This window comes from Delftia sp. RIT313, from assembly GCF_000632165.1.
Taxonomy (GTDB): domain Bacteria; phylum Pseudomonadota; class Gammaproteobacteria; order Burkholderiales; family Burkholderiaceae_C; genus Comamonas; species Comamonas acidovorans.
The window spans coordinates 1-11,648 of record NZ_JFYT01000034.1; the positions used below are offsets into that span (position 1 = coordinate 1).

At 65.3% G+C, this 11,648-nt stretch carries 12 protein-coding genes and 2 pseudogenes; 7 read left to right on the plus strand and 7 right to left on the minus strand.

The features are described 5' to 3' along the window. Positions 1 to 51: 51 nt before the first annotated feature. The 3 genes from BW39_RS07120 to smpB form a co-directional block, all read right to left on the minus strand. Entirely contained in the window at positions 52 to 627 is a 576-nt protein-coding gene (locus BW39_RS07120; RefSeq protein ID WP_043820737.1) for an RNA polymerase sigma factor, read from the minus strand. Positions 628 to 657: 30 nt separating this feature from the next. Next, positions 658 to 1,074 (minus strand): COG4315 family predicted lipoprotein, encoded by a 417-nt coding sequence (locus tag BW39_RS07125; protein WP_012204847.1) that lies wholly within the window; start codon positions 1,072 to 1,074, stop codon positions 658 to 660. A 109-nt stretch (positions 1,075 to 1,183) separates the two neighbouring features. Next, complete coding sequence (gene smpB, locus BW39_RS07130) at positions 1,184 to 1,657, minus strand: SsrA-binding protein SmpB (RefSeq protein ID WP_013803027.1); 474 nt, start codon at positions 1,655 to 1,657, stop codon at positions 1,184 to 1,186. A 168-nt stretch (positions 1,658 to 1,825) separates the two neighbouring features. Between smpB and BW39_RS07135 the strand changes: the two genes are divergently transcribed. Further along, positions 1,826 to 2,278, plus strand: coding sequence for a type II toxin-antitoxin system RatA family toxin (locus BW39_RS07135; protein ID WP_034398355.1), 453 nt, complete (start codon positions 1,826 to 1,828; stop codon positions 2,276 to 2,278). After that, entirely contained in the window at positions 2,271 to 2,615 is a 345-nt protein-coding gene (locus BW39_RS07140; protein ID WP_043820738.1) for an RnfH family protein, read from the plus strand. Before BW39_RS07135 ends, BW39_RS07140 begins: the two co-directional genes overlap by 8 nt. Positions 2,616 to 2,628: 13 nt before the next feature. Here BW39_RS07140 and BW39_RS07145 read toward each other — a convergent pair whose 3' ends face one another. Further along, entirely contained in the window at positions 2,629 to 3,195 is a 567-nt protein-coding gene (locus BW39_RS07145) for a DUF4124 domain-containing protein (RefSeq protein ID WP_043820740.1), read from the minus strand. A 136-nt stretch (positions 3,196 to 3,331) separates the two neighbouring features. On the opposite strand from BW39_RS07145, the gene guaB reads away from it, so the two are divergent. Further along, positions 3,332 to 4,807 carry an IMP dehydrogenase gene (gene guaB / locus BW39_RS07150; RefSeq protein WP_013803023.1) on the plus strand — a complete coding sequence of 492 codons (1,476 nt, stop codon included), beginning with the start codon at positions 3,332 to 3,334 and terminating at the stop codon, positions 4,805 to 4,807. A gap of 99 nt (positions 4,808 to 4,906) precedes the next feature. On the opposite strand, the gene ilvD is transcribed toward guaB, so the two are convergent. Beyond that, positions 4,907 to 6,601, minus strand: coding sequence for a dihydroxy-acid dehydratase (ilvD, locus tag BW39_RS07155; RefSeq protein WP_043820742.1), 1,695 nt, complete (start codon positions 6,599 to 6,601; stop codon positions 4,907 to 4,909). Between the two features lie 93 nt (positions 6,602 to 6,694). Here ilvD and BW39_RS07160 point away from each other — a divergent pair, with 93 nt between their 5' ends. The 4 genes from BW39_RS07160 (at position 6,695) to guaA (ending at position 10,122) form a co-directional block, all read left to right on the plus strand. Beyond that, the gene (locus BW39_RS07160) at positions 6,695 to 7,624 is read left to right on the plus strand and encodes a LysR family transcriptional regulator (protein WP_043820744.1); all 930 of its coding nucleotides are present in this window, start codon (positions 6,695 to 6,697) and stop codon (positions 7,622 to 7,624) included. Between the two features lie 140 nt (positions 7,625 to 7,764). Then, the gene (locus BW39_RS07165; protein WP_012204855.1) at positions 7,765 to 8,043 is read left to right on the plus strand and encodes a type II toxin-antitoxin system Phd/YefM family antitoxin; all 279 of its coding nucleotides are present in this window, start codon (positions 7,765 to 7,767) and stop codon (positions 8,041 to 8,043) included. After that, the gene (locus BW39_RS07170) at positions 8,040 to 8,474 is read left to right on the plus strand and encodes a type II toxin-antitoxin system VapC family toxin (RefSeq protein WP_012204856.1); all 435 of its coding nucleotides are present in this window, start codon (positions 8,040 to 8,042) and stop codon (positions 8,472 to 8,474) included. The genes BW39_RS07165 and BW39_RS07170 overlap by 4 nt, the downstream gene beginning before the upstream one ends. A 31-nt stretch (positions 8,475 to 8,505) precedes the next feature. Next, the gene (guaA, locus tag BW39_RS07175) at positions 8,506 to 10,122 is read left to right on the plus strand and encodes a glutamine-hydrolyzing GMP synthase (RefSeq protein ID WP_043820812.1); all 1,617 of its coding nucleotides are present in this window, start codon (positions 8,506 to 8,508) and stop codon (positions 10,120 to 10,122) included. A gap of 114 nt (positions 10,123 to 10,236) precedes the next feature. Here guaA and BW39_RS07180 read toward each other — a convergent pair. Further along, positions 10,237 to 11,046 (minus strand): annotated as a pseudogene (locus BW39_RS07180) (integrase core domain-containing protein); the annotation flags it as partial. A 311-nt stretch (positions 11,047 to 11,357) separates the two neighbouring features. Then, a pseudogene (locus tag BW39_RS30125) lies at positions 11,358 to 11,607 on the minus strand (transposase); the annotation flags it as partial. Positions 11,608 to 11,648 lie beyond the last annotated feature (41 nt).

Here is an 11,648-nt window from a genome sequence, read left to right on the forward strand (position 1 = left end):
GGCGAGGAAGATGAAAGAGGGGTGGGGGCGGATGCGGTCATGGCGGCCTCGTCATTTGAGCCGGCGCAGCGCGGGGGCTGCGGCTTGGGGTGTTGCGGCCTTGGCAGTCGGTGCTGACTGTGCAGGCGCTGCAGAGGAGGCCGAAGTGGCTGATGGGGCCGATGGGGCCTCCATCAATTCGCGCAGCCGTGACCGTGCACGCGACAGGCGCGACATCACGGTGCCCAGGGGCAGCTGCAGCACGCGCGCCGTGTCGGCGTAGCTCATGTCCTCCACGCTGACCAGCAGCAGCACGGCCCGCTGCTCGGCGGGCAGGCGCTGCAGGCAGCGCTCCAGGTCCAGGGCCGCGTCGCTGTTGTCCTCGGGCGCGGCCAGGGTCTCGGACAGGCTGTCTATGTCCAGCCACTGCCCGCGCGCGGCAGAGCGCCGCTGGTTCAGGTAGAGGTTGTGCATCAGCGTGAACAGCCAGGCGCGCAGATCGCCGTCGGGGCGCCACAGCAGCCATTTGCGGCAGGCACGCTCCAGCGTGTCCTGCACCAGGTCGTCGGCGGCCCAGGCATCGCCTGCCAGCAGCCGCGCATAGCGGCGCAGGCCGGGCAGGTGCTCCAGGATCTGGCTGCGGTCCATGGGCAGGTCCGAAGGCGGATGCGGCTGGAATCAGGGGCGTGCGGTATGCCAGACGCCCATGACGCCGTCGCCCGTGGTGTCACCGGCCTTGCCGTCCTTTACCCAGTAGTACAGCGGCTTGCCCTTGTAGGCGATCTGGCTGCTGCCATCGTCGCGCTGGATCACGCTGTAGTTGCCGCCGGACGGCGCCTGCTTGCCCATCAGCGGCGGCCAGTTGGTCGCGCAGGGGCCGTTGCAGACGGACTTGCCGCTGCCGGCCGTGTCCTTGTCGAAGGTGTAGAGCGTCATGCCGTTGGCGCCGACCAGCATGCCGTTTTGCACGCTGACCGCGCTGGGCGGGGTCTGGCCAGAGGCGTTGGCCGCAGGCGCGGAATAGCAGCCTGCCAGGGTCAATGTCAGGGCTGCCGTGAAGGCACAGGTACCAAGTTTCATGCCGAGCTTCTTCATCGCTGTCTCCGGTGCTTGCCGGCGCGCGAAATTGCGGCCGGACACTGCAATGAACACTGGGCCGTGCCGGTTTATTCCGCAGCAGTGCAAAAAAAGCTGCGGATGCCCGTCAGCGGTTGAAGCTCTTCATGGCGCGCTCGACCTCGCGCTTGCCTTCCCGGTCCTTGATCACGTCGCGCTTGTCGTGCTCGGCCTTGCCCTTGGCAAGGGCGATGTCGCACTTGACGAAGCCGTTCTTCCAGTGAAGGTTGATGGGCACCAGCGTGAAGCCCTTTTGCTCGACCTTGCCGATCAGGCGCAGGATGTCGTCCTTCTTGAGCAGCAGCTTCTTGATGCGCGCCGCGTCGGGGTTGACGTGGGTGGAGGCGGTCTTGAGCGGGTTGATCTGGCAGCCGAGCAGGAACAGCTCGCCGTCCTTGACGATGACGTAGCCGTCGGTCAGCTGCACCTTGCCGCTGCGCAGTGCCTTCACTTCCCAGCCGTGCAGCACGATGCCGGCCTCGAAGCGTTCCTCGAAGAAGTAGTTGAACGCGGCTTTTTTGTTGTCGGCGATGCGCGACTGTGTTTCAGGTTTCTTGGCCATGGAGTAATAGATGCGGCGAAAACCTGGAGATGAAAGCTCTCCATACAATACTGGATTGCCGTCTCGCCTCCGTGCGGGATTTTAGTTTCGCCTTGCCGTCATTGTGACAGCCGTATGCGCCATGACCGCGCAGCCGGTGTTTTGCATGCCGTGCAGCCCGCCCCATTCATGAAAAAAGTCAACAAGTCCGTCCTGATCTGGTACAGCCCCCAAGAAATGTTTGCCCTGGTGACGGACGTGGCCCACTATGCCGACTTCCTCCCCTGGTGCGACCAGGCCAGGGTGCTGGAGCAGGACGAGCAGGGCATGACGGCCGAGGTGGGCATTGCATTCGGCGGCATGCGCAAGTCCTTCGTTACGCGCAACACGCACAGCGTGCTCGACGATGGCGGGCGCCAGGTCAGCATCCGCCTGATCAAGGGGCCGTTCTCGCGGCTGGAGGGCAACTGGATGTTCCGCCCCGTGGGCGACGGCTCGCAGCGGGCCTGCCGCGTGGAGCTGCAGCTGGACTATGGCTTTGACAACATGGCGCTGGCCGCCGTGGTCGGCCCGGTGTTCGACCGCATCGCGGGCTCCATGGTCGATGCCTTCGTCAAGCGCGCCGAGCAGGTCTATGGCTGAACCCCGGCCGTTTCTGTGCATCACGCTGGCATGCAGCCCGCGTGCCGGTGAAGTCATTGAACTGGCCCTGCAATTGCCGGCCGGTGCCTCGATTGCCGACGCAGTCGAGGCCGCTGGTGGCTGGCAGGCGCTGGGCTTTGCACAGGAGGGGCCCGCTGGCCTTTGGGGCCGCAGCGCACCATTGACGCAAGGCTTGCGCGACGGCGATCGCGTGGAGCTGTACCGGCCCTTGACCGTGGACCCCAAGGTGGCGCGCCGCGAGCGCTTTGCGCGCCAGGGAGCCCGCGCCACGGGCCTGTTCCAGCGCCAAAGGCCCGGGGCCAAGGCCGGTTACTGACGGAGGGAGGCGTTCAGCGCACCGGTCCGCAGTCCGAGGCGATGGTGGCGTCGGCGCGCTTGAGTTCGCTGTTGCGCGTGGCTTCGTCCATGAAGCCGCGTTCGCCCTGTGCATTGGTGTGTGCCAGCAGGCCGCCCGATGACAGTGCCGTCTTGGCCTGTTTTGCCCGCGCACAGTTTTCCTGGCGATCCTTGGCAATGCGGTCCTTTTCTGCCTTGGCCTTGGCGGCCTCCTGGGCCTCGGCCTTGCGCTTTTGCTCTTCCAGGGCCTTGTCGGTGCCTGCGGGCTTGGCGTCCTTGGCGTCCTTGGCGGCGGCGGCAGGCGCTGCCTGTGCCGTTGCATCTGCAGCGGGCTGCGTGGCCGCATCTGTAGCCGCCGGTGCAGTGGAGGGCGCCGCCGCTGCTGGAGCGGGCGCGCTGCCGCCAGGCTGGCGCAGGATGTTCTTGGCCGGAATGTCAGGGGGGGGCGCGCGGTCGCTGAAGACCTTGCGGCCTGTGGCGTCGACCCATTGCCACTGGGCGGCTGCGGATAGCGAACAGGCGGCAAGCGCGGCTAGCAAAACAAGCTTGGTGGCATGCATGGTGATTGGGGTGATCGGGCCGGTTGCAGGTAGCAATAGCAGGAAATGATGGCGGGCAGCGATAGCGGGGAACAATGGCCTACAGCATACATTGTGATCCGGCGCACGGGTACAATCCTTCTTTTGGAGCTCTCACATGCGCCTTCTCGGTAAAGCCCTGACCTTCGACGACGTCCTCCTGGTCCCCGCTTTCTCCCAGGTCCTGCCCAAGGACACCTCGCTCAAGACGCGCTTTTCGCGCAACATCTCCCTGAACATCCCCCTTGTGTCCGCCGCCATGGACACCGTGACCGAAGCGCGTCTGGCCATTGCCATTGCGCAAGAGGGCGGTATCGGCGTCATCCACAAGAACATGACGGCAGAGCAACAGGCTGCCGAAGTGTCCAAGGTCAAGCGCCACGAATCCGGCGTGGTGCACGACCCCGTGGTCATCACCCCCGAGCACACCGTGCTGCAGGTGCTGCAGCTGTCCGAGAACCTCGGCATCTCCGGCTTTCCCGTGTGCGACGGCGGCAAGGTGGTCGGCATCGTCACCAGCCGCGACCTGCGCTTCGAGACCCGCTACGACGTCAAGGTCAGCCAGATCATGACGCCGCGCGAGCGCCTGATCACCGTCAACGAAAAGGACGGCACCACGCCCGTGGAAGCCAAGGCCCTGCTCAACAAGCACAAGCTCGAGCGCATCCTGGTCGTGAACGACGCCTTTGAACTCAAGGGCCTGATCACCGTCAAGGACATCACCAAGCAGACCACCTTCCCCAACGCAGCGCGTGACAGCGCAGGCCGCCTGCGCGTGGCCGCCGCCGTGGGCGTGGGCGAGGGCACCGAGCAGCGCGTGGAGCTGCTGGTCAAGGCCGGCGTCGATGCGCTGGTGGTGGACACGGCCCACGGCCACAGCAAGGGCGTGATCGACCGTGTGCGCTGGGTCAAGCAGAACTACCCGCAGGTCGATGTCATCGGCGGCAACATCGCCACCGGCGCCGCTGCGCTGGCACTGGCCGAGGCAGGCGCCGACGCCGTCAAGGTCGGCATCGGCCCTGGCTCCATCTGCACCACGCGCATCGTCGCCGGTGTGGGCGTGCCCCAGATCATGGCCATCGACAGCGTGGCCCAGGCCCTGCAGGGCACGGGCGTGCCGCTGATCGCCGACGGCGGCATCCGCTTCTCGGGCGACATCGCCAAGGCCCTGGCCGCTGGCGCCTCGACCATCATGATGGGCGGCATGTTCGCCGGCACCGAAGAGGCTCCGGGCGAAGTCATCCTATACCAGGGCCGTTCGTACAAGAGCTATCGCGGCATGGGCTCCATCGGCGCCATGCAGCAGGGCTCGGCCGACCGCTACTTCCAGGAATCGAGCACCGGCAATCCCAATGCCGACAAGCTCGTGCCCGAAGGCATCGAAGGCCGCGTGCCCTACAAGGGCTCCATGGTTTCCATCGTTTACCAGATGGCCGGCGGCGTGCGCGCTGCCATGGGCTACTGCGGCTGCGCCACCATCGAAGAGATGAACAACACGGCCGAGTTCGTGGAGATCACCGCCGCAGGCATCCGTGAATCGCACGTGCATGACGTGCAGATCACCAAGGAAGCGCCGAACTACCGCGCCGACTGATCCAGATCCAGCGCCTTGGCGCGAGATGGAAAAGAGGTCCGGGCAGCCACTGCCCGGACCTCTTTTTTTCGTGCGCTCACGAAGCTCAGATGGCGACGCTCAGATGGCGAAGTTGTCCAGCACCGCGCCCGAGCTGGCGCTCGATGCGTTGAATGCGAACTTGGCCTGCACGCCCCGCGTGTAGCGGGGCGCGGGGGCCTTCCATGCCGCGCGGCGCTGGGCGAGCACGTCTTCGGGCACGTTCAGCTGCAGCTGCAATGCGTGCGCGTCGATGGTGATCGAGTCGCCCTCGTGCACCAGCGCGATGGTGCCGCCCACGGCCGCTTCCGGCGCCACGTGGCCGACCACCATGCCCCAGGTGCCGCCGGAGAAGCGGCCATCGGTGATCAGGCCCACGCTCTCGCCCAGGCCGGCGCCGATCAGAGCGCCCGTGGGGGCCAGCATTTCCGGCATGCCGGGGCCGCCCTTGGGGCCCAGGTAGCGCAGCACCATCACGTCGCCGGCCTGGATCCTGCCGTCGAGGATGGCCGCAAGCGCCGATTGCTCATCGTCGAACACGCGTGCCGGGCCGGTGATGACCGGGTTCTTCAGGCCCGTGATCTTGGCCACCGCACCTTCCGGGCTCAGGTTGCCCTTGAGAATGGCCAGGTGGCCCTGCGGATAGAGCGCGTCCGAGAGGGGGCGGATGACCTGCGGGTTGGGCGGTTCGTCAGGCACGCCGGCCAGGGTCTGCGCGATGGTCTGGCCCGAGATGGTGATGCAGTCGCCGTGCAGCAGGCCCGCATTCAGCAGGATCTTCATGACCTGCGGGATGCCGCCCGCCTGGTGCAGGTCCACCGCCAGGTATCTGCCGCTGGGCTTGAGATCGCACAGCACCGGCACCCGCTGGCGGATGCGCTCGAAGTCGTCGATGGACCAGGGTACGCCGGCCGCATGGGCGATCGCAAGAAAGTGCAGCACGGCATTGGTGGAGCCCCCGGTCGCCATGATCACCGAGACCGCGTTCTCGATGGACTTGCGCGTCACGATATCGCGCGGCTTGAGGTCCATCTTGATGGCCTCGATCAGCACCCTGGCGGATTCCTTGGCCGAGTTCTCCTTTTCATCATGGGGGTTGGCCATGGTGGAGGAGTAGGGCAGGCTCATGCCCAGCGCCTCGAACGCGCTGGACATGGTGTTGGCGGTGTACATGCCGCCGCACGAGCCCGTGCCGGGGATGGCGTGCTGCTCGATGTCCTTGAGCTCCTGGTCGCTGATCTTGCCCGCGGCGTTCTCGCCGACGGCCTCGAACACGCTGACGATGTTCAGGTCCCGGCCTTTCCACCTGCCGGGCAGGATGGTGCCGCCGTAGACATAGATGGCCGGCACATTGGCGCGCAGCATGCCCATCATGCCGCCCGGCATGTTCTTGTCGCAGCCGCCGACCACCAGCACGCCATCCATCCACTGGCCGCCCACGCAGGTCTCTATGCAGTCGGCGATCACCTCGCGGCTGACCAGCGAGTACTTCATGCCTTCCGTGCCCATGGACATGCCGTCCGAGATGGTCGGCGTGCCGAACACCTGCGCGTTGCCGCCGGCCTCCTCGATGCCTGCGATGGCCGCGTCCGCCAGCCTTTGCAGGCCGGAGTTGCACGGCGTGATCGTGCTGTGGCCGTTGGCCACGCCGACCATGGGCTTCTTGAAATCCTCTTCCTTGTAGCCCATGCCGTAGAACATGGAGCGGTTGGCTGCGCGCGCCTTGCCTTCGGTGATGTGGGAGCTTCGGCGGTTGATCTGGTTCGGCGGGGTCATGGCATGTCTCTCGTTGTGGGGGTTGGATGAGTATGGGCCGACTGATTCATCTGATCCAATCCTATTCATCGGCATGATTGATATGCTGCGCATATGAATGAGCCCCCCATTGATCTGCGCGTCTGGCGGCAATTCCTGGCCGTGGCGGACGAGCTGCACTTCGGCCGCGCCGCATCGCGCCTGCACATGACGCAGCCGCCGCTCACCCAGGCCATCGCCCAGCTGGAGCGCAGCCTGGACGTGGCGCTGTTCGAGCGCTCGAGCCGCCACGTCGCGCTGACGCCCGCCGGCGAGGCGCTTGTGCCGCAGGTGCGTGAACTGCTGGGGCGGGCGGCAGCGCTGCCGGGGATTGCGCGGGCCGCGGCAGCGGGAGAAGTGGGGCGCGTGCGGCTGGCCTTTGTCTCCACCATCGGCTTCACCCGGCTGCCGCTGTGGGTGCGGGACTTCGTTGCAGGCACGCCCGGTGTGGCGCTGGAGCTGGTCGAGGCCACCAGCGATGTGCAGATGGAAGCCTTCGAGCGCGGGCAGATCGATGCCGGGCTGATGCTGCATGCCCCCGGGCATGCGCCGGCCGGCCTGGAGCGCCTGGCCGTGGGGCGGGAAGCCATGGTGCTGGCCCTGCCTCAGCAGCATGCGCTTGCCGGTGCGGACCGGCTGATGCTCGACGAAGTGCTGGAGCAGCCGCTGGTGATCTTTCCGCGCCGCATCATGCCCTCGCTCCATGACGCGGTGACGGATCTGTACCGACGGCACGGACATGTGCCGCGCATCGCGCAGCAGGCGATACAGATGCAGACCATCGTGAACCTGGTCTGGGGTGGCATCGGCCTGGCCTGGGTGCCCGCCAGCGTGATGCAGTTCTGCAGGCCCGGCGTGGTCTATCGCGAGGCGGTTTTCGCCAGCGCCCGTGCAGGCGGCAAACCCGTTGCCCTGCCGGTCTGCGAGACCAGCCTGGCCTGGCCTGCCGGAGCCATGTCGCCCGCGCTGGCGCGGTTTGTCGGCTTCGTGCGCGAACAGCATTGAGTGGGGCGCGCCAGCAGGCAGCCGGGGCCAATGCCTGGAATATCCGCATGGTTCTGGTCTGAATTTTTGGAAATTCTGGCCAGAATGATAGAATTCGGGCCAGGCCGGACACCAGGCCTGTTTTTGTTTTCAGCCCCGCCATGCAATCTGTCGGCATCTACGAAGCCAAGACCCGTTTCTCCGCCCTGATCGAACTTGTCGAGCAGGGCGAGGAAGTGCGCATCACCCGCCACGGCAAGGAAGTGGTGCGCATGCTGCCGGTGCGCCGTCGCCCCGTGATCACCGACGAGCAGATCGCCCGCGAGCTGGAGCAGATGCAGGCGCTGCAGGCCACGGTGCGCCCGGCCCAGCCGGCACAGTCGGCACAGGCGCCGGACTCCACCACCCGACTGCGCCACGCAGGCCGGAGCCAGGCATGACCTCTTTCGTGCTCGATGCCTCCGTCACCGCCGCCTGGCTGCTGCCCGATGCCGCCAGCGTGCACACCCAGCGCCTGTATACCCGCATCCGCCGCCACGAAGTGGACCCGCAGGCGCCCAACCTCTGGCAGTGGGAGTGCGGCAACCTGATCGCCTCGGGCGTGCACGGCGGCCGCATTCCGCACAGCTCGGTCGAAGGCCTGTGGGGCGTGCTCGAGGCCATCCGCCACCGCGTGGAACTGCACGAGCTGGCACCCGCCCAGCACAAGGCCGTGCTCGACGTGGCGCTGGACACCCGCCTGCCGGTCTATGACGCGGCCTACCTGTGGCTGGCGCAGTCGCTGCGCCTGCCGCTGGCCACCTTTGACGCGGCCCAGGCCGCCGCCGCCCGCAAGCGCGGGCTGGCGCTGCTGGCCCCTGAAGATTTCTGATCCCCTCCCATCACCTTTGCCTGAGATGACCATGCAACACGACAAGATCCTCATTCTTGACTTCGGCTCCCAAGTCACCCAGCTGATCGCCCGCCGCGTGCGCGAAGCCCATGTCTACTGCGAAGTCCACCCCTGCGACGTCAGCAGCGACTGGGTGCGCGAATTCGCCGCCGACGGCCGCCTCAAGGGCGTGATCCTGTCGGGCAGCCACGCCAGCGTCTACGAAGTGGACGACCGCGCCCCCGACGCCGTGTTCGAGCTGGGCATTCCCGTGCTGGGCATCTGCTACGGCATGCAGACCATGGCCACCCAGCTGGGCGGCAAGGTCGAAGGCTCGCACACCCGCGAATTCGGCTACGCCGAAGTGCGCGCCCATGGTCACACCGAACTGCTCAAGGGCATCGAGGACTTCGCCACGGCCGAAGGCCACGGCATGCTCAAGGTCTGGATGAGCCACGGCGACAAGGTCACCGAGCTGCCCCCGGGTTTCAAGGTCATGGCCTCCACGCCGTCCTGCCCCATCGCCGGCATGGCCGACGAGGCGCGCCGTTTCTACGCCGTCCAGTTCCACCCCGAAGTCACGCACACCGTGCAGGGCGCTGCCCTGCTCAACCGCTTCGTGCGCGAGATCTGCGCGGCGAATGCCGACTGGATCATGGGCGACTACATCGAGGAAGCCGTTGCCAAAATCCGCGAGCAGGTGGGTGACGAGGAAGTCATCCTCGGCCTGTCGGGCGGCGTGGATTCGTCCGTGGCCGCAGCCCTGATCCACCGCGCCATCGGCGACCAGCTGACCTGCGTCTTCGTGGACCACGGCCTGCTGCGCCTGAACGAAGGCGACATGGTCATGGAAATGTTCGAAGGCAAGCTGCACGCCAAGGTCATCCGCGTGGACGCCAGCGACCTGTTCCTGGGCAAGCTGGCCGGCGTCAGCGAGCCCGAGGCCAAGCGCAAGATCATCGGCGGCCTGTTCGTGGACGTGTTCAAGGCCGAGGCCGCCAAGCTCAAGGCGGGCGACGGTGGCCACAAGGGCGCCACCTTCCTGGCCCAGGGCACCATCTACCCCGACGTCATCGAGTCGGGCGGTGCCAAGAGCAAGAAGGCCGTCACCATCAAGAGCCACCACAACGTCGGCGGCCTGCCCGAGCAGCTCGGCCTGAAGCTGCTCGAGCCCCTGCGCGACCTGTTCAAGGACGAAGTGCGCGAACTCGGCGTGGCCCTGGGCCTGCCGCGCGAGATGGTCTACCGCCACCCCTTCCCCGGCCCGGGCCTGGGCGTTCGCATCCTGGGTGAAGTCAAGAAGGAATACGCCGACCTGCTGCGCCGCGCCGACGCCATCTTCATCGAAGAACTGCGCAACTGGACCGACGATGCCACCGGCAAGAACTGGTACGACCTCACCAGCCAGGCCTTTACCGTCTTCCTGCCCGTCAAGAGCGTGGGCGTCATGGGCGACGGCCGCACCTACGACTACGTCGTGGCCCTGCGCGCCGTGCAGACCAGCGACTTCATGACCGCCGACTGGGCCGAGCTGCCCTACGGCCTGCTCAAGAAGGTGTCTGGCCGGATCATCAATGAAGTGCGCGGCATCAACCGCGTGACCTACGACGTTTCGACGAAGCCGCCGGCGACGATCGAGTGGGAGTGAAATCAGGTCCTTCGGGGACTATCGTTGGCTATCGGTGGTTTGCCTTAACGTGTTGATTTAAAAGAAAATACGTTACGGTGACTATCGCCGGCCTGCAGAGCAGGTTGGCGGTGGAACTGACTCTCGTAGCTGCTCCAGTCCTTCGTACTCGTACGCCTTGATCGTGGATTCCTTGATGGTCCGGTTCATGCGCTCGACCATGCCGTTCGTCCAGGGGGGGTACGGCTTGGTATGCCTTTTCTCGACGCCATTGAACTTGCAGATGCGCTCGAAGATGTGACCGATGCATGTGTCGGTGACGCCGCCTCTGAAGCGTTCTTGTCCCGTAAAGGCCATGCCGTTGTCCGTCAGAACGGTATGTATGCGGTACGGGAACACAAGCACCTGCCGAAGGAACTGTGCTGCATTGGCTTTCGTGGCCCTGTCAAAGAACGCGACATGCGTGAATTTTGTGACGCGGTCTATGGCAACAAACATGGGCTGTTTGCCGCTGGAGATCTTCATTTCGGCGCTGTCGATGTGCACGAAGCCGAGCGTCGTTTCTTCAAACTTTCCGTGCCTTCGTGGCAGGTGCGTTGCGGGTTGTCGGCTGATTCCGTGACGCTGCAGGCATCGATGCAAGGCGCTGCGGCTGAGCTTGGGTGCTGTCTCCAGGAGTTGCCCCATGAGATCGTCCAGCGACAGATGCCCTTGCTTGCGCAACGCAATCGCCAAGTGTTCTTGCTCTTGGGAAAGATGCTGGCTTGCTCTGCCCCGAGGACCCATGGGCTCATCGAGCACCGAGGTGCGCGCACGCCACTTGGTCACGGTCTTGGGGTTGATGCCGTAGAGGTGGGCCAAGGACCGATGGGAACCGGTCGCTAGCTGGAGCTCTGCGCGGATACGCGGCGTCGTGCGGGCGCTGCCATGCAGGCGGATTGCCATAATGCTTTCTCCTGTTCCAGGCTGAAGAATGCACCATGACTTCCTGGGACCGTACATCTAAGACCGTCCCGTTCACTATCCAGACCTAAACCGTCTTTGACGGTAAAGTTCTCCTCGGAAAAGCTTGTTTTGTTCGGCTTTCCCGACATCAGCAGGTCTCCTGGCCCCTGACGGTATGAGCCGTCTCGAAACAGGAGAAAAACCTCGATGCTAACCGACACAGCACTGCGCAATCTCAAGCCTAAGTCCAAGATTTATAAGGCTTCAGTCCGCGACCTGATGTATGTAACGGTATCGCCAACCGGTACCGTCACGCGCTGCAGCCTGGCGATTTCTGCGCGTGCAGCCGCCAACTCGGATGCCGGCACAACGCCCTCTCCGGCAGACACTGCTGTCAAAGCACCCTGGCGTTCGAGCTTGCGCCACTGAAACAGCAGTCCCGCAGAGACGCCTTCCTGGCGAGCGACCAGCGACACGCTCATGCCTAGTTCTCAGGTTCGGCGAACCAGCGCCGCCTTCTCTGCGAGGGACCACTTCTACTGACTCCGTATGCCTAGTCATATGCACAGTCCTATTCCTATCATCAAAGATAAGCGATAGGA